This is a genomic window from Streptomyces sp. NPDC047917 (assembly GCF_043204345.1).
In the GTDB taxonomy this organism is placed as follows: Bacteria; Actinomycetota; Actinomycetes; order Streptomycetales; family Streptomycetaceae; genus Streptomyces; species Streptomyces sanglieri.
Window position 1 is genome coordinate 94,935 of the sequence record NZ_JBIDCA010000004.1, and the last position, 22,717, is coordinate 117,651.

General features: G+C 73.4%; 19 protein-coding genes. 4 read left to right on the top strand and 15 right to left on the bottom strand.

All coding sequences use genetic code 11. From position 1 onward, the window contains the following. The 10 genes from ACGF8B_RS10260 to ACGF8B_RS10305 form a co-directional block, all read right to left on the bottom strand. The gene (locus ACGF8B_RS10260; RefSeq protein ID WP_392736618.1) at positions 1 to 696 is read right to left on the bottom strand and encodes an ABC transporter ATP-binding protein; all 696 of its coding nucleotides are present in this window, start codon (positions 694 to 696) and stop codon (positions 1 to 3) included. Next, positions 689 to 1,606: an ABC transporter ATP-binding protein gene (locus ACGF8B_RS10265; protein WP_392737406.1), complete on the bottom strand. Its 918-nt coding sequence runs from the start codon at positions 1,604 to 1,606 to the stop codon at positions 689 to 691. Before ACGF8B_RS10265 ends, ACGF8B_RS10260 begins: the two co-directional genes overlap by 8 nt. Before the next feature lie 242 nt (positions 1,607 to 1,848). Continuing rightward, entirely contained in the window at positions 1,849 to 2,706 is an 858-nt protein-coding gene (locus ACGF8B_RS10270; RefSeq protein WP_392736620.1) for an ABC transporter permease, read from the bottom strand. Then, the gene (locus tag ACGF8B_RS10275) at positions 2,699 to 3,664 is read right to left on the bottom strand and encodes an ABC transporter permease (protein WP_392737408.1); all 966 of its coding nucleotides are present in this window, start codon (positions 3,662 to 3,664) and stop codon (positions 2,699 to 2,701) included. Before ACGF8B_RS10275 ends, ACGF8B_RS10270 begins: the two co-directional genes overlap by 8 nt. A gap of 23 nt (positions 3,665 to 3,687) precedes the next feature. Continuing rightward, entirely contained in the window at positions 3,688 to 5,292 is a 1,605-nt protein-coding gene (locus ACGF8B_RS10280) for an ABC transporter substrate-binding protein (RefSeq protein ID WP_392736621.1), read from the bottom strand. Between the two features lie 157 nt (positions 5,293 to 5,449). Beyond that, positions 5,450 to 6,589 (bottom strand): acyl-CoA dehydrogenase family protein, encoded by a 1,140-nt coding sequence (locus ACGF8B_RS10285; protein ID WP_392736623.1) that lies wholly within the window; start codon positions 6,587 to 6,589, stop codon positions 5,450 to 5,452. Beyond that, entirely contained in the window at positions 6,586 to 7,773 is a 1,188-nt protein-coding gene (locus ACGF8B_RS10290; protein ID WP_392736624.1) for an acyl-CoA dehydrogenase family protein, read from the bottom strand. The genes ACGF8B_RS10285 and ACGF8B_RS10290 overlap by 4 nt, the downstream gene beginning before the upstream one ends. Further along, entirely contained in the window at positions 7,770 to 8,738 is a 969-nt protein-coding gene (locus ACGF8B_RS10295) for an NADPH:quinone oxidoreductase family protein (RefSeq protein ID WP_392736625.1), read from the bottom strand. The genes ACGF8B_RS10290 and ACGF8B_RS10295 overlap by 4 nt, the downstream gene beginning before the upstream one ends. 174 nt (positions 8,739 to 8,912) lie before the next feature. Next, the gene (locus ACGF8B_RS10300) at positions 8,913 to 11,597 is read right to left on the bottom strand and encodes a beta-N-acetylglucosaminidase domain-containing protein (RefSeq protein ID WP_392736627.1); all 2,685 of its coding nucleotides are present in this window, start codon (positions 11,595 to 11,597) and stop codon (positions 8,913 to 8,915) included. A 196-nt stretch (positions 11,598 to 11,793) separates the two neighbouring features. Further along, positions 11,794 to 12,525 (bottom strand): PIG-L deacetylase family protein, encoded by a 732-nt coding sequence (locus ACGF8B_RS10305; RefSeq protein ID WP_392736629.1) that lies wholly within the window; start codon positions 12,523 to 12,525, stop codon positions 11,794 to 11,796. A gap of 164 nt (positions 12,526 to 12,689) precedes the next feature. On the opposite strand from ACGF8B_RS10305, the gene ACGF8B_RS10310 reads away from it, so the two are divergent. Together ACGF8B_RS10310 and ACGF8B_RS10315 are read left to right on the top strand one after the other, a co-directional pair. Further along, complete coding sequence (locus ACGF8B_RS10310; RefSeq protein ID WP_392736631.1) at positions 12,690 to 14,075, top strand: rhodanese-like domain-containing protein; 1,386 nt, start codon at positions 12,690 to 12,692, stop codon at positions 14,073 to 14,075. Next, positions 14,072 to 14,875: a sulfite exporter TauE/SafE family protein gene (locus tag ACGF8B_RS10315; protein ID WP_392736633.1), complete on the top strand. Its 804-nt coding sequence runs from the start codon at positions 14,072 to 14,074 to the stop codon at positions 14,873 to 14,875. The genes ACGF8B_RS10310 and ACGF8B_RS10315 overlap by 4 nt, the downstream gene beginning before the upstream one ends. 24 nt (positions 14,876 to 14,899) lie before the next feature. Here the strand turns inward: ACGF8B_RS10315 and ACGF8B_RS10320 are convergent, their stop codons facing one another. Continuing rightward, a complete protein-coding gene (locus ACGF8B_RS10320) occupies positions 14,900 to 15,178 on the bottom strand; it encodes a metal-sensitive transcriptional regulator (protein WP_266727223.1) in 279 nt (92 codons plus the stop codon). Positions 15,179 to 15,277: 99 nt separating this feature from the next. On the opposite strand from ACGF8B_RS10320, the gene ACGF8B_RS10325 reads away from it, so the two are divergent. Beyond that, on the top strand, positions 15,278 to 15,850 hold the full coding sequence (locus ACGF8B_RS10325; RefSeq protein WP_392736635.1) for a rhodanese-like domain-containing protein: 573 nt from the start codon (positions 15,278 to 15,280) through the stop codon (positions 15,848 to 15,850). 78 nt (positions 15,851 to 15,928) lie between these two features. Here ACGF8B_RS10325 and ACGF8B_RS10330 read toward each other — a convergent pair whose 3' ends face one another. Then, positions 15,929 to 17,224: an alpha/beta fold hydrolase gene (locus tag ACGF8B_RS10330; RefSeq protein WP_392736637.1), complete on the bottom strand. Its 1,296-nt coding sequence runs from the start codon at positions 17,222 to 17,224 to the stop codon at positions 15,929 to 15,931. 106 nt (positions 17,225 to 17,330) lie between these two features. Between ACGF8B_RS10330 and ACGF8B_RS10335 the strand changes: the two genes are divergently transcribed. Continuing rightward, complete coding sequence (locus ACGF8B_RS10335) at positions 17,331 to 18,494, top strand: ABC transporter ATP-binding protein (protein WP_392736638.1); 1,164 nt, start codon at positions 17,331 to 17,333, stop codon at positions 18,492 to 18,494. A 54-nt stretch (positions 18,495 to 18,548) separates the two neighbouring features. Here the strand turns inward: ACGF8B_RS10335 and ACGF8B_RS10340 are convergent, their stop codons facing one another. The 3 genes from ACGF8B_RS10340 to ACGF8B_RS10350 are packed head-to-tail and all read right to left on the bottom strand — an operon-like array spanning position 18,549 to position 22,547. Next, positions 18,549 to 19,832, bottom strand: a complete 1,284-nt coding sequence (locus tag ACGF8B_RS10340; protein ID WP_392736640.1) for a transporter — start codon at positions 19,830 to 19,832, stop codon at positions 18,549 to 18,551. Positions 19,833 to 19,836: 4 nt separating this feature from the next. Continuing rightward, a complete protein-coding gene (locus ACGF8B_RS10345) occupies positions 19,837 to 20,421 on the bottom strand; it encodes a hypothetical protein (protein WP_392736642.1) in 585 nt (194 codons plus the stop codon). Then, on the bottom strand, positions 20,418 to 22,547 hold the full coding sequence (locus ACGF8B_RS10350; protein WP_392736644.1) for a hydantoinase/oxoprolinase family protein: 2,130 nt from the start codon (positions 22,545 to 22,547) through the stop codon (positions 20,418 to 20,420). Before ACGF8B_RS10350 ends, ACGF8B_RS10345 begins: the two co-directional genes overlap by 4 nt. Between the last annotated feature and the right edge of the window lie 170 nt (positions 22,548 to 22,717).

The following is a 22,717-nucleotide window of genomic DNA, read 5'->3' on the forward strand; positions in this document are numbered from 1 at the left end:
TTACGGGGTCGGACTCATGGACTCCTGCGCCGTGCCGTCCGCCCCGCACACCGCCGGCCAGCCGGCCGTGCGGTCGCACCAGCGTTCCAGGAGCACCCGGTCGTGTCCGACGGCCAGCAGTCCGGCCCCGGACTCCCGCCGGTAGGTCTCCACCACCTCGACCAGCGCGGCGGTCGTCGAGGCGTCGAGCATCGCGGTCATCTCGTCGCAGATCAGCCACCGCGGCCGCAGGACCAGCGCTCTCGCCAGACAGGCGCGCTGCAACTGGCCGTCGCTGACCTCGTGCGGGCGCCGGCCGAGCAGTTCGGCCGTGAGCCCGACGGCGGGTGCCAGTGCGGCCACCCGGTCCGGCACCTCCGCGCGGCGGCCCGTGGACCGCAGCGGCTGGGCGATGAGTTCGCGCAGGGTGAGCCGGGGGTCGGCGGCGAGCCGCGGCTGCTGGAAGACGACGCCGACGGCGGTGCGCTGCGCCCGCGGGGCGGCGTGCCGCCAGCCGCGCACCGGTTCGCCGTCGAGCACGACCGCGCCGGCGTAGGGACGGTGCAGCAGCGCGGCGACCCTGGCCAGGGTGGACTTGCCGCAGCCGCTGGGGCCCAGCAGTCCGACCGACTCCCCCGGCGCGATGCTCAGCGAAGCCTCGCGCACGGCGGGATCGCGGGGGTCGTATCCGGCGGTGACGCGGATGAGTTCAAGCACGGACCGGCTCCTCCCCGTCCGCCCGCACCTCGTGGTGGCAGGCGAGACGGCCGTCGAACGGGGGCAGTACGGCACACCGGTCGTCGGCGCGGCCGCAGCGGGCCGCGAACGCGCAGCCCTCGGGGAGCGCCCCGAGCTCCGGCGGCATGCCGGGGATCGGGACGAATGCGCGCTCCGGCAGGGCGTCCAGGAGGCCGTGCGCGTACGGATGGCGCGGTCCAGGCCGTCCGAAGAACCGCTCGGCGTCGGCGAGTTCGACGATCCGGCCCGCGTACATCACGGCGACCCGGTCGGCGATCCGCTCGGCCGCCGCGAGGTCGTGGGTGATGAGCAGGAGCGCCCGGTCCCCGTCGGTGTGGCGGCGCAGTTCGTCGACGGTCCGCTCGACGAGGTCGCGGTCGAGTCCGGTGGTGGGCTCGTCGGCCAGGAGCAGGGGCGCGTCGCCGATCAGGGCGAGCGCGGTCGCGGCCCGCTGGGCGAGGCCGCCGGAGAGTTCGTGCGGATACCGGTCGAGGTGCCCGGCCGGGAACGAGGCGCGTGCGGCGGCCCGTTCGGCTGCCGGGCGCACGGCGGACCCTCGGGCGCCGGTCAGTTCGCGCAGGGTCTCCTCCAGCTGGGCACGGACGGTGCGGACCGGGGTGAGGTGCGCGGCGGGGCTCTGCGGTACGAGGCCGATGCGGCGGCCCCGTACCGTGCGGGCGAGGGTCCGTTCACCGGCGGTGAGCAGTTCGGTGCCGTCGCCGAGGAACGCCGAGCCGGAGGTCCGCGCATTGCCGGGGAGCAGCCCCAGCAGCGCCGAGGCCAGTACGGATTTGCCGCAGCCGCTCTCGCCGACCAGGGCCAGGCACTCCCCCGCGGCGAGGTCGAAATGCGCGTCGCTGACAGCGGCGATGTCGCGCCCGCCGCGCATCCGGAATCGCACGGAGAGTCCGCGTACGGAGAGCACCGGAGACTTCCGGCCGGCGCCGGAACCCACCGGAGACCCGGGGCCGGTGCCGGAACCCACCGGAGACTCGGGGCCGGCGCCGAAACCCACCGCAGACTCGGGGCCGGCGCCGAAACCCACCGCAGACTCGGGGCCGGCGCCGAAACCCACCGCAGACTCGGGGCCGGAAGCGGTACTCACCGGCGGCTTCGGGCCGGGGGCGGTACTCACAGCATCAGCTCCGATCGGCGGCGCGGGTTGATCCGTTCCCGCCAGGCTCCGGCGAGGCCGGCCAGTGCGAGGGTCGGGACGATCAGGAACAGGCCCGGGAAGAGCGTCGGCCACCAGTCGCCCGCGAGCAGCGAGCCCCGGGCCGACTGCACGAGGTTGCCCAGGCTCGCCTGATGGGTGGGGAGTCCGAGCCCGAGGAAGGAGAGCGCGGACTCGTGCCACATGGCGTGCGGCACCATGAGTACCGCGGCGAGGCCGGCCTGCGGGAGCACGGCGGGCAGCAGGTGCCGCACGACGACCCGGCCGCGCGAGGCGCCGCCGGAGACCGCCGCGTCGATGAACGGGCGGGAGCGCAGCGACAGCACCTCGGCGCGGACGATCCTCGCGGTCGACAGCCAGTGGGTGAGGGCGACGGACACGATCACCGGGCCGACACCGGGCCGGAACATCGCGACGATGAAGATGCCGAGCAGCAGATGCGGCACGGACGAGAAGGTGTCCACGAGCCGCATGACGACGCGGTCGGTCCAGCCGCCGGACGCCGCGGCCAGGGCGCCCACCGCGGTCCCGATGACGGTCGCGGTGAGCCCGGCGACGATGCCGACGAGCAGCGAGACGCGGAGCCCGTAGACGCAGCGCAGCAGCAGGTCGCGCCCGACGTCGTCGGTGCCGAACGGGTGCTCCAGGGACGGTGGCCGGAGCTTGGCGGCGAGGTCGACGGCCTGTTGGTCGAGCTGGACCAGGGGCGGCACGAGGAGGACCGCGAGCAGGACCGCGCCGACGATCCCTGCGGAGGCGGCCACCCGGACGCGGCGGGTGGTCCGGCGTGCGGATGACGCGGCGATGTCAGCCATCGAAGCCCACTCTCGGGTCGGCGATCGCGTAGAGCAGATCGGAGAGCAGGTTGCCGAGCACGACGGCCACGGTGGCGAGCACCGTGAGCGCGGCGAGCAGCGGGAAGTCCACGGAGGTGGCGGCCTGCACGGTGGCGGCGGCGATGCCGGGCCAGCTGAAGACCGTCTCGACGAGCAGGGCGCCGGTGATGAGTTCGGGGACACGGGAGCCGATGAGGGTGAGCATGGGCAGCATTCCGGAGCGCAGTGCGTGGCCGAGCAGTACGGTGCGTTCGCGCAGCCCGCGGGCGCGGGCGCCGCGCACCGGGTCCTCGTCGAGCGCGTCCGCGACGCCCTGGCGCACGTAGAGGAAGAACCACGGCAGCTGGGAGATCCCGAGCACGGCCGCGGGGAGCACCAGATGGGTGGCGACCTGGCCGGGGGTGATGGTGTCGCTGGCCGCGTCGGTGAGGCCGCCGGCCGGGAGCACGTCGAGTTCCAGGGCGAAGAGCCAGATGGCGAGCAGTCCGAGCCAGAAGGCCGGGGCGGCTTCGAGGGTGTACGCGGCGGAGCCGACGCACCGGTCGAGCAGGCGGCCGGGCCTGCGTGCCGCGAGCACGCCGAGGCCCGTGCCGAGGACGACGGCGACGGCGAAGGCGGTCGCGGCGAGCAGTACGGACCAGCCCAGGCGTTCGCCGATGACGTCGGCGACCGGCTGGCGCATCACGGCGGAGTCGCCGAGGTCGCCGCGGAGCGCGGCGGTCAGCCAGTTCCACCAGCGGGCGACGAGCGGCTGGTCGACGCCGAGGTTGGCGCGCAGCTGGTCGAGGTTCTCCTGCGAGGCGGTGAGGCCGGCGGTGCCCGCGTACGCCTTGACCGGGTCGAAGGGGGAGGCGGCGGCGACGGCGAAGACACCGAACGTCACGGCGGCCAGGACGGGGACGGCGAGCAGGGCCCGCCGTCCCGCCATCCTGCCCATCGGCCCCCAGGGGAGGCGGTGGTTCACTTCTTCGGCGTCCAGTCCTCGACGTTCCACCACGGGCCGGACGCCAGTCCGTGGTCGTGCGGCTCGACCTGGGTGGTGAGCGGGCCGAAGCGGTCCTTCACGACGTAGAGGTGGTCGATGTGGGTGAGGAAGGTGTACCCGGGGTTCTTCACCAGTTCGCGCTGGACGGTGTCGTAGGCGGCCTTGCGTTCGGCGCTGTCACCGCTTCTGCGGCCCGATTCGAGGGCCCGGTCCACGGCCTTGTTGTCGTACCACGCCATGTTGTTGAAGCCGTCGCCGGCGAGCGAGGACTTGAGCAGGGTGTACTGGTCGAAGTCGGGGTCGGCGGGCGATCCGCCGCCCGCGAGGACCGCGTCCTGCTTCATCCGCGGCTCGATGACCTCCCAGGTCCCGGCCTCGGTGGTGATGTCGATGCCGGCCTTCTTGGCGTCGGAGGCGTAGGCGAGCGCGTGGTCCTGGCGCAGCTTGTCGCCGGTGAGGTACCAGAGCGGGAAGGCGGCGCGCACCCCGTCCCTGGTACGGATGCCGTCCTTGCCCGGCTTCCATCCGGCGTCGTCGAGGATCTTCTTCGCGGCGGCGAGGTCGTGGGGGCGTTCGGTGCCCCTGGCGAACCATGCGCTGTCGGTGGGGACGGGGCCGTAGGCGGGTCTGCCCTCGCCATTGAGCAGGGAGTCGACCATGGCCTTGCGGTCGACGGCGACGTCGAGCGCGCGGCGCACGGCGATGTCACCGGTGACCTTGTTGTGGGTCGGCAGGGTCACGTTGCGGTAGTCGTACGTCGTGGCGGCGTACGTCCGGGTGCCGCTGCCGCGGGCGAAGCCCCCGGCCAGGTTGGGCGGCAGGATCGCGCCGTCGAGTTCGCCGGAGCGCAGCCGGGTGGCGCGCACGTCGTCGTCCTTGATGATCGCCATGGTGAACTTCTTCACCTTCGGCGCGCCGCCCCAGTAGCCGGGGTTGGCCTTGAAGGCGATCTTCTCGCCCTTGGACCACTTGGTGAGCAGATACGGTCCGGTGCCTATGGGGTGGGTGGTGAATTCGCCGGTGTTGACGTCCTGCCCGCCCGCGACGTGTTCGGGGGCGATGGGCAGGACGGTGCGCTGGGCGAAGGGCGCGTAGGGGTACTTGAGCGTGAAGACGACGGTGTCGTCGCCGGCCGCCTCGACGCTCTTCACCGCGTCGAGTTCGGTGCGGGAGGCGTTGTTGGTCTTCTCGTCGAGGATGGTCCGGTAGGTGAAGACCACGTCCTTCACGCCGAACGGCTCGCCGTCGCTGAACTTCACGCCCTTGCGGAGCCGGTAGGTGTACGTCAGTCCGTCGTCGCTCACCTCGGGCAGGGCGGTGGCGAGCGCGGGCCGCAGCTTCATGCCGTCGTCGAGGGCGAGCAGCCCGTCGAAGATCTTGGAGTTGCCGTCCTTGCCGTAGCCGAGCAGCGGGCTGAGGCTGTCGGGCTCATAGGCGATGCCGACCACCGCCGAGTCCGCCGCGCCCGATCCGGAGCCGCCGCCGTCCGGGCCTCCCGGTTGCGAACAGGCCGTCGCGGTCGACAACAGCACGGTCGCCAGCGTCGCGGCGGCCGCTCCCCGTATCGATCGGGCCGTCATACTCTGCACCCCTTGTTGAAGATCGAGTGTTATTGCAAAACGATCGCAATTAAACAGCAGGTAAAGGGGTGCCCGGTACCCCGCCGTACGCGGAGACAGCGGAGCGGAGGCGCGCCTGTGCGCGCCTCCGCTCCAAGTCCCGGATGTCCGCCGGTCGTTACCGTCCCTGCGGTGCCGGGAGTTCCACGAGACCGGCGATGGTCTCGCGGTGGTGGCCGGCCGTGCCGAAGGCAATCGAGTCGGCCTTGGCCCGCTTCAGGTACAGGTGTGCCGGGTGCTCCCAGGTCATGCCGATGCCGCCGTGCAACTGGACGCACTCCTCGGCGGCGTGCACGGCGACCCCGGAGCAGTACGCCTGCGCGACGGCCACCGCCAACGGCGTGTCGGGGCTGCCGGTCGCGAGGGCGTCCGCGGCGTTGCGCGCGGCGGCGCGGGCCGACACGACCTCCAGCCAGAGCTGTGCCATGCGGTGCTTGAGCGCCTGGAACGAGCCGACCGGACGGTTGAACTGGTGCCGTTCCCGGGTGTACCGGACCGTCTCGGTCAGGCACCACTCGGCGAGTCCGAGCTGCTCCGAGGCGAGCAGTCCGGCGCCCGCCAGCAGGCCCCGGCGCACGGCGGCGACGGCGGACGCGCCGTCGGCCAGCCTGGTCCCGGCCGCCCGGCGAAGCGTGACGGTGGCGAGCGGCCGGGTCAGGTCGAGCGGTACGAGGGGCTCGACGGCGACGCCCTCGGCGCCCGCCTCGACCGCGTACAGGCCGTCGGTCGTGGGCACCAGCAGCACATCGGCGGCGGTCGCGTCGGCGACGCCGGTCACCGTGCCCTCCAGCGTGTCGGCCACCACGCCGACCGGCTGCGCGGCGCCGGGTCGAGCGGCGGCGAACGGCACGGCGAGCACCGCGACCCTGCGGCCGGCGGCGAGTTCACCGAGGAGTCCGGCGACCGGCCCCTCCCGCGCCGTCAGTGCGAGCAGGGTCTCCGTGGCGACGACCGCGCCGGTCAGATAGGGCGCGGGAGTGACACCGCGGCCCAGTTCCTCCAGCACCACCGCGGCCTCCCGATGGCCGGCGCCCTGCCCGCCGAGCTCTTCGGGCACCAGCAGCCCGGCGGCGCCGATGTCGGCCGCGAGGGCCTTCCAGAGCCGTGGGTCGTACGGTGTGCCGGACTCGACGCGGGCGAGCACCGCCGGTGCGTCGCTCCGGTCGGCGAGCAGCGAGCGGACCGCTGCCCGCAGATCGTCCTCGGCCTGCGAGTACAGCAGATCGGGGGCGTGGGTCTCTTCGGTCGGTGCGGTCATCGGGCCAGGTCCTTCCAGGGGACGTCCTTGTCGTTGCGCGGCTCGGCGGGCAGGCCGAGAACGCGCTCGGCGACGATGTTGAGCAGCACCTCGCTGGTGCCGCCCTCGATGGAGTTGCCCTTGGAACGGAGGTAGCGGTAGCCGGCGTCCCGGCCGGTGAAGTCGACGAGCTCCGGCCGTCGCATGCTCCAGTCGTCGTACAACAGCCCTTCATCACCGAGAAGTTCGACTTCCAGGCCGCTGATCTCCTGGTTGAGCCGGGCGAAGGCGAGCTTCATTCCGGAGCCCTCGGGGCCGGGCTGACCGGCGACGAGCTGCTGGCGCAGCCGGGTGCCGGTGAGCCTGGCCACCTCGGCCTCGACCCAGAGGGTGAGCAGCCGCTGGTGGAGGTCGTGGGTGCGCAGTTCGGGGCGTTCGCGCCAGGTGCGGGCGACCGGACCGATCATGCCGCCCTCGCGCGGGAGGCGTGCCCCGCCGATGGAGACCCGCTCGTTCATCAGCGTGGTCTGCGCGACCTTCCAGCCCTCGCCGACCGGGCCGAGGCGCCTGCTGTCGGGGATGCGCACGCCGGTCAGGAAGACCTCGTTGAACTCCGCCTCGCCGGTGATCTGGCGCAGCGGCCGGACCTCGACACCGGGGTCGGTCATGTCGCAGATGAAGTAGCTGATGCCACGGTGCTTGGGCAGGTCCGGGTCGGTGCGGGCGATGAGGATCGCCCAGCGGGCCAGATGGGCACTGGAGGTCCAGACCTTCTGGCCGTCGACCACCCAGTCCTCGCCGTCGCGGACGGCGCGGGTGCCGAGGGCCGCGAGGTCGGAGCCGGCACCCGGTTCACTGAAGAGCTGGCACCAGACCTCCTCGCCGACCCACAACGGTCGCAGGAAGCGCTGCTTCTGCTCGTCGGTGCCGTAGCCGAGGACGGTGGGGGCGGCCATGCCGAGGCCGATGCCGATCCGGCGCGGGTCGTTGTCGGGGGCGCCCGCGGCGGCGAGTTCGGCGTCGACGACGGGTTGCAGGGAGCGTGGCGCGTCGAGCCCGCCGAGACCGGCCGGGTAGTGCACCCAGGCCAGTCCGGCGTCGAAGCGGGCCTTGAGGAATTCGGTGCGGCCGGTGGTGGCCGGGGGGTGTGCGGCGAGCAGTTCCTGGGTGCGGCGGCGGAGTCCGGCAGCGTCGGGCGTGGTCATCGGGCGGCTCCTGACGGGAGGACGACGATCCGGCCGGTGCTGGTGCCGTCGGCGACCCGCTGGACGGCGGACGCGGCCCCGGCCAGCCCGACGCGTTCGCTGATCAGCGGCTTGATGACGCCCTGGGTGGCGAGCCGGGTGAGTTCGTCGTGGCAGGCGCGGACGGCGGCCGGGTCCTTGGTGTTGTACAGGCCCCAGTGGAGTCCCGTGATCGAGTAGTTTTTGACGAGTGCGTGGTTCAGCGCCGGAGCGGGGACGACGCCGCTCGCGAAACCGACGACGATCACCCGGCCCTCGAAGGCGATGCACTTCACGGACTTGGCGTAGGCGTCGCCGCCGACCGGGTCGTACACCACGTCGGCGCCGCGTCCGCCGGTGGCTTCCTTGACCGCGGCGACGATGTCCTCGGCATGGCGGTCGATGACCAGGTCGCAGCCGAGTCCGGTGGCGGTCTTCGCCTTCTCGGGGCCGCCGACCACACCGATGACGGTGGCTCCGGCGGCCTTGCCGAGCTGTACGGCCGCGCTGCCGACCCCGCCGGCCGCGGCATGGACCAGGAGGGTCTCGCCCGCCCTGAGGTGCGCCCTGCGGTGCAGGCCGAACCATCCCGTCTGGTAGCCGATGTGCAGGGCGGCGGCCTCGGCGTCGTCCAGGGCGTCCGGGGCGGGCAGCAGTGCCGCCTCGTCCGCGACGACGTACTCGGCGAACCCGCCGTCCGGCAGGGCGGGCGTGGCGAGCACCCGCCGTCCGTCGGCCGTCCGGCCGCAGATCTCCACTCCGGGGGTGAACGGCAGCGGCGGCCGCACCTGGTACCGGCCGCGGCAGAGCAGCGCGTCGGGAAAGTTGATGTTCGCCGCGAGCACCTCGATGAGCACCTGCCCGTCGCCGGGCGTGGGCCGGTCCGTCTCCTCCAGCCGCATCACCTCGCTCGGCTCGCCGTTCCGGTGCACTCGCCATGCCTGCATGAGGGGCCTCCACAACACTGTCGGCATTACCACTGCTCCGGCGCATACTAAGCGGTCGCTTGCCCCTCTGGGAACAACCTGCCTGCGCCGGTTCGCGCCGGACCCGGACATGGGTGCGCCCGGTCCGGACCGAGGAGTCCCGGGCCGGACCGGGCGCGGGGAAGCGGCGGGGGGTCAGCCCTGGCCGGCCACCACGATGTCGGCGATCCGCGGTGCCTGCGACCCGGCGCGCCAGGCGAGCCGCACCGCGTCGGCCGTGCGGCCCGCCGTGTCCACCCGGCTGTACGGTCCGTCGAGCGTGCCGACGGTCCGCCAGGTTCCGTCGGTGCCGCGCAGCTGGACGTCGGCGCGGGCCGCGGATCCGGCCGGCTGGAGGACGGTGACGGCCGGCACGGCGCGCGCCGTGACGAGCCCCACCTCCAGCGTCTCCCCGGCCTCCGGTGCACGGGCCGCCCGGTAGACGGTGCCCGGGTCCCCGTCGGAGGCCGCGCGCAGTGCGGATCCGGCCTCGGCCGGCGGTCCCCCGGTCACCGCGCCCTCCTCGGTCGGGACGCTGAACTCCCGTACGACGAGCCAGCTGTCCTGGCCGGCGGTCGCCCGCGCCCGCACGTAGCGCGCCTTCGTTCCGGCGGGAGCGGTCGCGGTGACGTCCGGCTCGCCGGAGAAGGCGGTGAGCTGCTGCCAGCTCTGCCCGTCGGCCGAGTACTCCAGCACCCCCTGGTGGAGGTAGTCCTCGGTGCTGCCCGGCTTGCCCATGGCGAGGGCGACGGGGCCGATGTCCCGGACCCGGCCGAGGTCCACGGTGATCGCGTCACCCGCGGCGGGCGCGCCGTCGCTCCAGAAGTAGGTGGAGTCGTCGCCGTCCAGCATCCGGGCGACGGAATTGCTCTGGTACGTGCCCAGACCGGTCGAGGCCGTGGGCCGGCCGCTCACGCCGAGGATCCGGTCGTGCTCGGCGTTCGCCGCGTCGATGAACCGGTCGAGGACGCCGTCGCCGACCAGGACCGGCACCTTGCGCCCGTCGAGCCCGGTGTAGGTGAAGGACTTCGCCTCGGTGACCTGCGCGGGCAACTGCTGCCGCAGCTCCCAGGCCTGCGCGCCCTTTCCGGCACGGGCCGCCTCGACCATGCGCAGAGCGGTGCGGGCCGCGGTGGCCCAGGACCCGGTGGCGTCCAGCCAGGGACCCGAGTCGGCGATGAAGCCGCGGTCCGGCAGGCCGTCGCGCAGCCGGCCGGGAGCCGCGCCGAGCTCGCCGAGTGCGGAGGCGAGCCGGGCGGCGTCGCCGGACTTCCAGTAGCGGGCGAACTCCGCCGCCAGTTCGGGGGCCTGGTCCTTGTTGAGCGCCGAGCTGTAGTTCACGTCGGCGAAGGCCCGCAGCGCCTTCCGGGTGCGCGGGTCACCGCCCGCGTACTCCTTCAGGCCCTCGCCCCACGAGGCACGGGGGTCGTACGCGGCGTCGTTCCACGCGTAGTCCGCGACGGTGTACAGCGCGAGCTTCGAGGCGTACGGCTGGATCATCGGGTTCGCCGTGATCCCGGCCAGCTTGCCGGGCAGGCCCTTCTCGCGGCCGCTGAACGGGCCGAGCAGCAGCCGGTTCGTGGCGTAGTCGTTGACCGGGTAGTTGTCCCAGGTCAGGATCGGGTGGTTGAAGACCGTGCGGGCGGCCTCGGCCTGGGCGACGGTCATCGTCGGAGCGACGACGCCGACGCCCGTCCACTCGACCAGGACATCGGGGTCGAGCTGTTCGGAGAGCGCCTTCTTGTACGGCGAGGCGGAGACGTTGTAGTACTCGGTCGGGACCATCTGGAGCGGCTGGGCACCCGGGTGGGTGGCGATGAACTCCTTGTTGACCCGGTTGAGCAGATACGCCTGCGCGGCACCCGCGGCGCCGCCGCCGGTCCCCCACTTCGCCTTGTCCTCGGCGCAGTTCCAGTCGGTGTAGCTGATGTCGTCGAGCGGCACCGCGAAGGTGCGTACGCCGATGTCCCAGATGGTCTGGAACTTCTCCACCAGCGCCTTGGCGTCGGCGTCCGAGCTGTAGCAGACGGAGAGGCCGGGCGAGAGCGCGTAGGTGAACTCCACGTGCCGCTGCGCGGCCCGGTCGGCGAGTTCCTCGATCTGGGCGAGCCGGTCGGCCGGATAGGTGTCGCGCCACTTCGCGCGGAGGTAGTCGTCGTCCTTGGGCGAGTACACGTAGATGTTCATCTTGTGCTCGCCGTAGTAGTCGAGCTGGTCGAGGCGGGCCTCGTGCGACCACGGGGTGCCGTAGAACCCCTCGATGACGCCGCGCAGCGCGGTGCCGGGCCAGTCGCGCACCGCGAGCCCGGCGACACCGGCTCCCGGGTGCCCGGATTCCGGGAGGATCTGGCGCAGCGTCTGCGCGGCGTAGTACGTGCCCGTGGTGTCCTTGCCCGCGAGGACGACGCGACCGGCCCCGATGCCGAGCACATAGCCGTCGGCGGGCAGCGCGTCCGGGCCCTCGATCCGCTGCGCGGCGAGTGCGGCCGAGTCACCGACATGGACGGTGAGACCGCTTCGGGCGGGTCTGTCGGCGCGTACGACCCGCTGTGCGCCGGCCCGGCGCAGCGCGCTCTCCACGACCTGAAGGGCGGACTCGTCGGAGGTGTTGCCCGCCACCAGGGTGACGGTCGGGCTGATGGTGATCCGGTCGGTGCGGGGCTTCACGGACTGCGGGGTCGGCGTGACGGCGGGGGCGGTGCGGCCGGCCGCGGCCTCGGCGGGGGGCGCGGCGGGGGCGTCGCCGGCTGCCTGGGCCGCCGGGACGGCGGTCAGCAGACCACCGACGAGCAGGGTCGCCGCCGCGGCGAGCGCGGTGAGGCGGGGTGGGCGAGGCGTCACAGGTCCTCCATTGATCACTCAAGTCATCAGAGTCGCGCAACGGAACATGACCGAATTCAACATCGTGGCGCTGACATGTCAATGGTCTGGACAACATCGGCACGTGGACCTGCGGGTTTTCCCTCAGAAGCAGTACCCGCGTGTGCGCCGCACCGAACACGGACAACCGTGATTCCGGGTGGACCCCGGACCCGGGTCAGCGGGTGAACAGTTCGAACGTGACGGCCGGGCGGCCGCCGAAGCGCTCCCCCTCGGTGCGCGCCCGACCGGTCAGGAAGGCGCGGCAGTACACCTCGGGGTCCTCGTCCGTCAGCGCCTCGATGTACGTGCGGTGCGCCAGCAGCGACTCCACCGAGCGCTCCAGCCCGGCCGTCGCGTCGACGGCGTGGGTGGGCGCGTCCGACCCGGCGACGGCGACCCATCGCACCCCGTTCCACGGCAGGATCTCCGCCTCCGCGAGTTCCGGAAAGATCCAACGATTGCCCGCGTCGGCGGCGGCGTCCAGGGTGGCGCGGCCGACCGCGCGGTGGTCGGGGGTGTTCCAGACGACGCCGCCCCAGGTGTCCCGGTGATTGAGCGTGATGACCAGCTCGGGGCGGTGCCTGCGGATGGCGGCGGCGATGTCCCGGCGCAACGGGAGGCCGTACTCGATCACACCGTCCCGGTGATCCAGGAACTCCACTCCGAAGACACCGACGACGGCGGCGCTCGCCCGCTGCTCGCGCTCGCGCAGCGGCGCGCACTCCTCCGGTTCCAGTGTGTCGATGCCGGCCTCGCCGCGGGTGGCGAGGAGGTAGACGACCTCGCGGCCCTCGTCGGTCCAGCCCGCGACCGCCGCGGCGCAGCCGTACTCCAGGTCGTCGGGGTGCGCGACCACGGCCAGGGCGCGCCGCCAGTCGGTGGGCATGGGTTCCAGCTGCTCCGTCATGCCGGCAGGCTAGCCGCCGCCGATCGCCCCCGCCGCGCGTTCCGGATGCGCCTCCCCGGCGTCGCGTACGTCTCAACCGACGCCAGAAATACCCCCCGGGGTATTGGTGTTAGCCTGCTGCAGAGATACCCCCCGGGGTAAACCATCACGGAAGGAGCCGTGTCGTGTTCTTCGTCGACACCATCGAGACCGCGGGCCTCGGAAACCGCAGCTATCTGGCCGGCGGGCAGCGGGCCGCCGCGGTCGTGGATCCGCCGCGCGACATCGACCGGGTCATCGCCGCCGCCGCCCGGCGCGGCGTTCGGATCGCCCTGGTGGTGGAGACGCATCTGCACAACGACTACGTGACGGGCGGCCTGGAGCTGGCGCGCGTCACCGGGGCCCGCTATCTGGTGCCCGCCGCGGCGCGGGTCTCCTTCGACCGGGTCGCGGTCGCGGACGGTGACATCGCGCCGGTCGACGACGGCCTCACGCTGCGCGCCCTCGCCACCCCCGGGCACACCCCGCACCACACCTCGTACGTGCTGGCGGAGGACGGCCGCAACGTGGCCGCCTTCACCGGTGGGTCACTGCTGATCGGCGGCGTGGGCCGGCCCGACCTGGTGGAACCCCGGCTCACCGCCGAACTGGCCCGCGCCCAGCACGCCTCCGCGCACCGGCTCGCCCATGAGCTCGCGGACGAGGTGCCCGTGCTGCCCACGCACGGTTTCGGCAGCTTCTGTTCGTCCTCGCAGGCGGAGGGCTCGGCCACGACGATCGGCGACGAGCGCCGCCGGAACGACGCACTGGTCGAGGACGTGGACACCTTCGTCGCCGGGCTGCTCGCCGGACTGGACGACGTCCCCGCGTACTACGCGCACATGGGCCCGGCCAATGCCGCCGGGCCGGCCCCGCTCGACCTGACCCCGCCCCGGCCGGCCGACGCCGGGGAGATAGCCCGGCGGCTGGCCGCGGGCGAGTGGGTGGTGGACCTGCGCAGCCGGGTCGCGTTCGCCGAGGGACATGTCGCCGGATCGTTCAACTTCGAGGGCGACGGCCCGCTCGCGACGTATCTGGCCTGGCTGATCCCGTGGGGCCGGCCGGTCACCCTGCTGGCCGGTACCGCCGCCGACATCGCGCACGCGCAGCGGGAGCTGTCCCGGGTCGGGATGGAACGTCCGGTGGCCGCCGCCACCGGTGGTCCCGAGGACTGGACGGACCCGGCGACGGCGCCGCGGTCGTTGCTCAGGTCCGACTTCGCGGGCCTGGCGGCCGCCCGGGAGCGGGGCGAGGACCCGGTGGTGCTCGATGTGCGCAGGAACACCGAGTACCTCGGTGGTGCGATCGCGGGGGCGGTGCACATTCCGCTGCACGAGCTGCCCCGGCGGCTGGGCGAGGTGCCGCCCGGCGTGGTGTGGGTGCACTGCGCGGGCGGGGCACGGGCGGCGATCGCCGCGTCGATGCTGGATGCGGCGGGACGCGAGGTGGTGGCCGTCGACGACGGATTCGGCGCGGCGGCAGCGGCCGGCCTGAGTGTCGCCGCCACCGCGACCTCGCCCTCCGCGGCGTGACCGCTCTGATCGTGGCGCTGGTCGCCGGCGCGGTGGTCGGCCTGGCGCTCGGCGGGCTCGGGGGCGGCGGGAGCGTGCTCGCCGTCCCCGCGCTGATCTATCCGCTCGGCTTCGCCCCGGCCGCGGCGACCACCGCCGGGCTGCTCATCGTCATCGCGACGTCCCTCACCGGGCTGGTCGCCCATGCCAGGGAGGGCGGGGTCCGCTGGCGTACCGGAGGGCTCTTCGCGGCGGCCGGGATCGTTCCGGCCGCGGTCGCCGGAGCGCTGTCGGTACGCGTCCCGGCCGGGGCGCTGACCGCGGGGTTCGCGGTGCTCGCCGCGGTCGCCGCGGTGCGGATGCTGCGGCCCCGGACCGGTACGGGGCAGGAAACCGGACGCGGTCCGGGGCCGCAGGCCGGACCCGGTACGCAGCCGCAAGCCGGTGCGGGCGGCGCGTCCGCCGGACGGGTCGCCCGGACGGGTGCCGGGCTCGGCGCGGTGACCGGGTTCCTCGGTGTGGGCGGCGGGTTCCTGGTGGTCCCCGCGCTGGTCACCGTGGTCGCCCTCCCGATGACCGCGGCGGTCGGGACCAGCCTGCTGGTCATCACGGTGAACTCCGTGGCCGCGCTGGTCACCCGTCTCGCCACGCCCACCGCGCTGGACTGGTCGGTGATCGCCCCGTTCACCGCGACGGCGGTGCTCGGTGCCTGGGACGGGCGGCGGCTCGCCGCGAAGGTGTCCACGGCCACCCTGCAACGGATCTTCGGCGCGGCGCTGCTGGCCGTGGCCGTGTTCATGCTCATCGACGCCGTGGCATGAGCCACGGCGCCGCCCCCGGCCGGCTCAGGCCAGCGAGAGGAAGAGCTTCTCCAGCCGCGACCGCATCCGGTCCCGGTCCTCCGGCTCGCTGCCACCGTCGGCCATGCAGTGCTGGAGACCCGTCGCGATGATCGCGAAGCCGGCCCGGTCCAGCGCCCGGGACACCGCCGCCATCTGCGTGATCACGTCCTCGCAGTCCCGGCCCTCCTCGATCATCCGGATCACTCCGGCGAGCTGGCCCTGTGCACGGCGAAGGCGGTTGAGGACCGACTTCAGTTCGTCGGCCGCCATGTCGAGTTCCACGCATCCTCCTCCTGATACCCCAAGGGGTATTCTAGCCCGACCGGGGAAGGGCGGACCGCGTTCCTCCCGAACCCCGGTGAACGAAAGGAAACACAGCTCGTGACCAGCCCCCTCTCCCTCTCCCCCGCCCAGGCCGCGGCCCGTATCGCGGAGTTCACCGTCATAGATGTGCGGGCCCCCGGCGAATACGCCTCCGGGCACGTTCCCGGTGCGCTGAACATCCCGCTGGACCGCCTCTCCGAGGCCGTTCCCGCGCTGAAGTCCGCAGCAGCCCGCGGCCCGCTGCTGATGGTGTGCGCGTCCGGGGTCCGCTCCACCCGGGCCTGCGACATTCTCGCCGCCGCCGACGTCGACGCCGCGACGCTTACCGGCGGCACCTCGGCCTGGGCGGGCGAGGGACGCGATCTCGACCACCCCGCCGGCGCCCGTGCGACCTGGCCGATGGAGCGTCAGGTGCGGCTCGCCGCGGGTTCGCTCGTGGTGGCCGGACTGCTCGCCGGGGTGCGGTTCCCCGTGGCGCGCTGGATATCCGCCGGGGTCGGATCCGGCCTGGTGTTCTCCGCCGTGAGCAATACGTGCGGCATGGCGGCGGCCCTGTCGAAGCTGCCGTACAACCGGGCCCCGCGCACGGCCGCCGGTCTGGACGACACGCTGCACGCTCTTCGGGGCTGACGCCTGTGACGCCGGGAGCGGGAGGAGCCGGCCGGCTCCTCCCGCTCCCGAACGGGGCCGGACCGCTCACGAAGAAGGTCAGGCGTCGTCCCGGACCAGGGCGAGCAGCCGGTCCAGCACCCGCGGTCCGCCCGCGCGCAGCCCGTCGTGCTCGTACTCGTTGGTCACCCAGGTGCGCAGGCCCCGGATCGACGCGGCCGTGCGCAGCGCGTGTTCCGTGTCGACGTACATGTCGTCGTGGTACACGGCCGCCGCGACCGGCACCCGATTGGCCGCCAGGCGCTCGGTGTCGTACAGCGGCGCCCAGTCGGTGCGGGCGGCCAGCAGCCCGGCGGTCTCGCGCAGCGGGCGCAGCGCCGGGTCCACCTCGAAGTGCCAGGGGTGGATGCTCTCCCCGGTGAAGAGCACCGGGGAGTCGCACTTGAGCGCCGTGGCCGCGTCGAACTGCGGGAATTCGGCACGGACCCGCTCGGCGGACCAGTCGGTGGGCCGCTCGTCCTGACCGTAGATCGCCTCGTGGAGCAGCGCGTACAGCGGGTGCCCGGCGAACGAGGAGGCCGTGCGCACGGCCTCCTGGAAGGTGTCGGAGAGCTCGGTGCCGTGCGGGGTGCGGACGAAGGCGTTCTCCAGCAGGTAGTGCAGCTGGTGGCTGCCGCTGCCGCCGCCCAGCATGATGCCGAGGGACTGGAAGCCCTCGGCGGTCAGACGGTGTCCCGCGCTGTCGGTGGGGTGTTCGAGGAGATGGGCGGCGATCTCCCGGGCGCGCTCGACGTCCTGCGGGTAGCGGGCGTAGTGCGCGGCGACCTTGCGCTCGACGCGGGGGTAGGCGGCCCGGTACACGTCGTCGGCGTGCGCGTCGAGCGCGGGCAGCCCGCCGGTGATCAGGACGGCCCTGAGCCCTTCGGGCGCGGCCGACAGATAGCGGACCGCGCAGAAGCCGCCGAAGGACTGGCCGAGGACCGTCCACGGTTCGCCGCCGGTCAGCTGCGGGCGGATCAGCTCGCAGTCACGCACGATGCTGTCGGACCGGAAGCGGGTGAGGTAGTTGGCCTGCTCGCGCGGGCCGCCGCGCAGCGGCAGGGTCTGCCGGTTGGCGGGGGTGGAGAGGCCGGTGCCGCGCTGGTCGAGCAGCAGCACCCGGAACTCCTGCACGGCCCGTCCCAGCCAGGCCTCCGTGCCGACGAACCGCCGGGCGCCGAAGCCCGGGCCGCCCTCCAGATAGACCAGCCACGGCAGCTCCTCGCCGGTCCGGCCACTCGCCACGGCCTCCCTGCCGAAGACTTCGATCTGCTCACCGCCCGGATCGCCGTGGTCGAGCGGGACCGTGAAATAGCGGTCGGTGAAGACGATGCCGGGGTGCCGGTAGCTGCTCACAAGGTGCTCCTGAATCAGATGTGCCACGGACAGTTCAGCACACGGCACCGACACGGACGGTCGCGGCCCGTGTGCGGGCCGCCCGGGCACCTCCTACCGTGCAGGCATGATCCGGTTCGAGCAGGTCGGCAAGGTGTATCCGGACGGTACGACCGCGGTCGACGAGCTGTCCTTCGAGGTCGCCGAGGGCGAGCTGGTCACCCTCGTCGGGCCGTCGGGCTGCGGCAAGACGACCACCATGATGATGGTCAACCGGCTGATCGAACCGTCGTCGGGCCGGATCCTCGTCGACGGCGAGGACATTTCCGGGGTCGACCCGGTGAAGCTGCGCCGCCGGATCGGCTACGTCATCCAGCAGGTCGGTCTCTTCCCGCACCGCACGGTCCTCGACAACACCGCGACCGTTCCCGCGCTGGTCGGCTGGAGGCGGGCGAGGGCCCGGGAGCGGGCGGCCGAGCTGCTGGATCTGGTGGGCCTGGACCCGAAGACCTACGGTTCCCGCTACCCCGCGCAGCTCTCCGGCGGTCAGCGCCAACGGGTGGGGGTGGCAAGGGCGTTGGCCGCGGATCCGCCGGTGCTGCTGATGGACGAGCCGTTCGGTGCGGTCGACCCGGTGGTGCGCGAGCGGCTGCAGAACGAGTTCCTGAGCCTCCAGGCCACGGTCCGCAAGACGGTCCTGATGGTCACCCACGACATCGAGGAGGCGGTCCGGATGGGCGACCGGATCGCGGTGTACGGGGCAGGGCGCATCGAGCAGTTCGACACTCCGGGCGCCGTGCTCGGGGCACCCGCGACCCCGTACGTGGCGCGGTTCGTCGGCGCCGACCGGGGCCTGAAGCGGCTCTCGGTCACCACGATCGAGCCGGAGGACCTCCAGGAGCCGCCGGTCGCCCGGCTGGACGAACCGGCCGGTCCGGCGGCGGCCCGGCTGGGCAGGGCGGGTGCCCGCTGGGCGGTGGTGCTGAACGGCGAGGGCGATCTGCACGGCTGGGTGGCGGCGGACGCGCTGCGGATCGCCGGCGGGCACGGCACGGTCGGCGAACTGGCCCGCAGGATGGACGCCTGGGTTCCGGTCGGCGCCCCGCTGAAGCAGGCGTTCAGCGAGATGCTCCAGCACGACGCGGGGTGGGTGGCGGTACTGGACGGCTCCCGGTTCCTCGGCGTGCTGACCCCGGCCAAGCTCCACGAGGCCCTGCGCCGCTCCGTCGACGCGGACGCACGGGGCGTGGCCCGGGACGAGGTGCCCTTCGACTCGGTCGCGGACGCGTAAAGGGCGGGGCCCCGGGCCCCGCCCCCTACGCGGGCGAGAGCCCGGGTGAACGTGTCAGAGGCAGGTGGCGGCGGTCACGCAGAAGCCGCCGAGGGCTACGGCCCACACGTAGGGCAGGGTGCGGATCATCACCTGCTGCGGGGTGACGCCCGCGTACTGCGCGCTCCACACGGTCTGGGTGCTCGTGGGGTCGGCGACGCCGAACACCTGGTTGTACGAGGTGGCCAGGCCCAGCACCGCGGTGGCGGGGTAGATCCCGGCGGCGATCAGGACACCGGCGATGCCCGCGCCGAGACCGAAGACGTTGAGCGGTCCCCGGTAGAGGCAGAGCGGCACCAGGACGGTGAAGACGAGCACGAAGAGGACCGCGTTCTGCGGGCTGACCGCCTTGACCAGGGGTTCCAGCGCGTCGATCGCCCCGGGCAGTTTCACGGCCGCGAGCAGGACGCCGATGGCGATGAACAGGGTGATCGGTGCGGCGGCCACCTCGAAGCCGCCGTACAGGGTGCGCAGCAGCCGCTTGTTCATCTCGCGCGGCCGGGTGGTGGTGACCAGGCAGTACAGCACGCCGGCGAGCAGCGAGGGAATGATGGCCACGTCGAGGCCGAGGGCCAGCACCAGCGGTACGACCGGGGTGAGCAGCGCGTACCAGGGGGCGTCGCCGAGCCGGGCGCGCCGGCCGGAACGCGGCTTCGGGGTGAGGGACTTGGCGGACCAGGTGTGCTCGACGCCCCGTCGGCGGGACTCGACGAGGACGAAGAGGACCGCGGCGGCAAGCGCGAACGGGAACAGTTTGACCATGAAGCCTCGCACGGTGGGGACGGGCAGTTCGAGGGCGGTCGAGAAGAACTGCCAGACGGGGAGTTCGAACGGCATGCCCGCCGCGATGCCCATGAGGATGGTGCCGGCCGCGGTGACCTTGGGGATGCCGACGGCGATCATCGCGGGGATGCCGATGATTCCGGCGAGCATCGCCGCGGGCGCGGACCCCGTCACCGTACCGACGAGGGTGGAGACGGCGAGGACGCCGAGGGCCACCACGACCGGGCGGTCGCCGCCGAATTCGACGATCTTGCGGACGAGGGTGCCCGCGATGCCGGTCTCGTCCAGGAGCTTGCCGAGCCAGGAGCCGAGCAGGATGGCGATCATGGTGGCGGCGAGGGCGGATGCGCCTTCCTGGAGGACGGTGTCCAGGACGCTGTTCCTGCCGGTGAGCGGGGCGCCCGCGACGAGGGCGATGACGACGGCCAGGACGACGAGCGCGAAGGCCGTGGGGAGTTTCCGGGTGAGCATCGCGGCGACACCGGCCGCCATGACGAGGAGGATGACGACGCCCATGGCGTTACTTCTCTCTTCCGTGCGCGTGCGGGGCGGTGGTGTGGTGCGCGGCGAGTGCGGCGGTCAGCAGCAGCGGGCTGCGGCCGAGTCCGCAGGCGGTGCGGGCGTGCGCGTGGGCGGCGATCTCCTCGGCCCCGGCGACATGGCCGTACAGGCGTCGGCGTCCGATCCGCAGCACGACATGGCCGAGTGCCTGTTTCAGTGCCGCTTTCGCCGGGCCGTGATGGAGCTGTTCGTGGACGGCCTCGTGCGCGAGGGCCGCGGCGCGCACCGAGCCCGCCGGGTACCAGTGGCGCCAGCCGTTCTCGTCGACCAGGGCCTCGGCGCGGGCGAGGGTGTCGGTGTACAGCTCGACGGTCGCGGGGCGTGAGGTGTAGCGGGCGAGGAGGCCGTGTTCCAGCCCGCCGTCGCGTTCGACGATCCGGGCGCGGGACGGGGTGGGGGCGAGCCGGGCGCCGAACTCCGTCGCCACGGTGGCCCAGTGGCGCAGCAGCTCGGGGTCGCGCCCTTCGTGCGTGGGGGTGGCCGCCAGGAGCCGCACGCCGAACTCGATGTCGTCGGTGGCGGCGAGGCCGACGGTGGTGGTCATGTTCTCGCCTCCACGACCGCGACCACGGGCTCGTCGGCCGCGCGGGTGCCCAGTTCGCTGCGGGCCAGGGCGAGCAGGGGCTGCGGGTCCAGTACGCCGGAGAGGTCGGCGATGCGGGAGCCGAGGAGCAGCCGCAGGGCGGGGGCGCGGACCCCGCCGTCGCCGTACGAGGTGGCCTCGCCGACGAGCCGGGCGATTGTCCCGGGGGCGGCGGCGACGGTGGTCGTCTCGACCAGGGCGTCGGGGGCGTGCAGCCGGACGACACCGTCGGCGTCGACGACCCGGACGGGGTGCCGGGTGGCGCGGAAGCGGCGCCGGATCTCGGTGCCGTAGACGGTGTGGGCGGGGGTGGTGGCGAGGATGCTCACGTCCGCCGGGTCGGCCTTGAGGCTGGCCGCGGCGGCGCGCAGCCGTTCGTCCCCGTCGGCGCGGTGGGCGCGGTCCTGGGTACGCAGTTCGGTGGCGCCGGTGGCCACCGCCCGTACGGTGCTGGTCTGCGGGTCCACCGTCACCTCCACCTCCACGCCGTCGGCGGCGGCGCCCTGGGCGACGACGGCCGCCTCGGCCTCGGCGCGGACGGCGAGGATCTGTTCCTGGCCGGCGCCCGGGATGATCCGTTCGATCTGCTCGCGGACCAGTGCGAGGGCGACCCCGATGGGGCTGATGACCTCGCTGTGCCGGGCGATCCGGCCCTCCTGGCCGGTGACGGAGGCCAGGTGCGGGGTCACGGACGCGGCGCCCCCGCCGCCTCCGACCAGGACCGCGGTGTCCTTCTCCAGCCGGTAGTCGCGGATCATGGCGTCGGTGACGGCCCTGACCTGTTCGGTGCCGGCGTCGAGGAGCCGGGCCGCCGCGGTGGCGACATCGGTGGACAGCGCGGCGGCCAGCGGGGCGAGGGCGGCGCGGGCCACGTCCTGGTCGCAACGGGCGAAGTCGCCCTCGGGCACCCGGCCCAGTGCGTTGGCCGCGCAGGTCATCGTGATCGCGTACCGCCCGCCGGCCGCGTCGATCACGGCGTAGTCGTCGGGGTCGCCCGCCATCGGCCGGACGGTGGTGATCCGCGCGTCGCGCAGTTCGTCGAGCGTGGCGAAGCAGGCGTACGGCAGTCCGGCGATGTGCGCGCTGCGGGGCCCGACGCCGACGACCTTGCCGCCGTCGATCCGGACCATGGACCCGCCGCCGACGCCGACGGTCCGTACGTCGAGCGCGGAGAGGTAGGACGCCTTGCCGAGGATGGTGGCGTGCCGGACGGCGACCTTGCCCCGGCGCACGACGCTGATGTCGGTGGAGGTGCCGCCGGTCTCCAGGAAGAGGCCCTCGCTGATCCGTTCCTGCATCAGCGCGCCCGCGACCCCCGCGGCGGGGCCGGAGAGCACGGTCAGCAGCGGACGCCGGCGCATCTCGTCGAGCGACATCACTCCGCCGTCGCACCGCATCACCATCAGCGGCGCGTTCACCCCGGCCTTGGTGATGGAGGCGTCCACGAGGTCGGCGGTGGCCAGCATGCGCGGCAGGATCGCGGCGTTGACCACGGCGGTTCGGGTCCGCTTGGCGAGTCCGTACAGCGAGGTGATCTCGTGTGCGGCCGTCATCGGCAGTCCGCGCGGGCGGGCCGCTTCGAGGACCGCCTGTTCGCCCTCCGGCCGGTCGACGCCGAACGGTTCGCTGGCGACGAGGACCTGGGCGCCTTCCCTGGTGACGGCGTCGACGGCGGTGCGCACCTCGTCCGCGTCCTCGGGGTCGGCCACATGGGCGTAGGCGAGCGGAAGCCGCTTGCCCGGGGCGAGTTCGAGTCTGCCGAGCGAGGCGAGCCGGCGGGTGAGCACGGCGCCGGGGCCGGTGCCGATGCCGATCAGCCCGACGGTGGCGACATCGCCCTCCAGCAGGGCGTTGGTAGCCTGTGTCGTGCCGTGGGCCAGGAAAGCGACGTCCTCGGCGGCGTGGCCGGTCTGTTCCAGCAGCCGGTCGAGTGCCTCGACGATGCCGTGGGCGACGCCGTCCTCGTGGTGGTGGCTGGTGGGAACCTTCACCTGCCCCAGCAGTTCGAGGGTCGTGGCGTCTACGGCCACGGCGTCGGTGAAGGTTCCGCCCACGTCGATACCGACGCGGATGCGGTGGGTGGTCATGGCTGGGCACCTCCTTGTGCGGGTGGGTTGATGCGCGGGCGGGGGGGGGGGGGGGGGGGGGGGGGGGGGGCCCCCCCGCGGGGGGGGGGGGGGGGGGGGTGGGGGGGGGGGGGGGCCCCCCCCCCCCCGGGGGGGGGGGGGGGGGGGGGGCCGGTGGGCGGGGTAGCGAT

Excerpts from the sequence above, each read along its gene's own strand:
- ACGF8B_RS10265 (WP_392737406.1), bottom strand. The coding sequence starts at position 1,606 with ATGCGCGGCGGGCGCGACATCGCCGCTGTCAGCGACGCGCATTTCGAC.
- ACGF8B_RS10270 (WP_392736620.1), bottom strand. The coding sequence starts at position 2,706 with ATGGCTGACATCGCCGCGTCATCCGCACGCCGGACCACCCGCCGCGTC.
- ACGF8B_RS10275 (WP_392737408.1), bottom strand. The coding sequence starts at position 3,664 with ATGGGCAGGATGGCGGGACGGCGGGCCCTGCTCGCCGTCCCCGTCCTG.
- ACGF8B_RS10280 (WP_392736621.1), bottom strand. The coding sequence starts at position 5,292 with ATGACGGCCCGATCGATACGGGGAGCGGCCGCCGCGACGCTGGCGACC.
- ACGF8B_RS10285 (WP_392736623.1), bottom strand. The coding sequence starts at position 6,589 with ATGACCGCACCGACCGAAGAGACCCACGCCCCCGATCTGCTGTACTCG.
- ACGF8B_RS10290 (WP_392736624.1), bottom strand. The coding sequence starts at position 7,773 with ATGACCACGCCCGACGCTGCCGGACTCCGCCGCCGCACCCAGGAACTG.
- ACGF8B_RS10295 (WP_392736625.1), bottom strand. The coding sequence starts at position 8,738 with ATGCAGGCATGGCGAGTGCACCGGAACGGCGAGCCGAGCGAGGTGATG.
- ACGF8B_RS10305 (WP_392736629.1), bottom strand. The coding sequence starts at position 12,525 with ATGACGGAGCAGCTGGAACCCATGCCCACCGACTGGCGGCGCGCCCTG.
- ACGF8B_RS10335 (WP_392736638.1), top strand. The coding sequence starts at position 17,331 with ATGATCCGGTTCGAGCAGGTCGGCAAGGTGTATCCGGACGGTACGACC.
- ACGF8B_RS10340 (WP_392736640.1), bottom strand. The coding sequence starts at position 19,832 with ATGGGCGTCGTCATCCTCCTCGTCATGGCGGCCGGTGTCGCCGCGATG.
- ACGF8B_RS10345 (WP_392736642.1), bottom strand. The coding sequence starts at position 20,421 with ATGACCACCACCGTCGGCCTCGCCGCCACCGACGACATCGAGTTCGGC.
- ACGF8B_RS10350 (WP_392736644.1), bottom strand. The coding sequence starts at position 22,547 with ATGACCACCCACCGCATCCGCGTCGGTATCGACGTGGGCGGAACCTTC.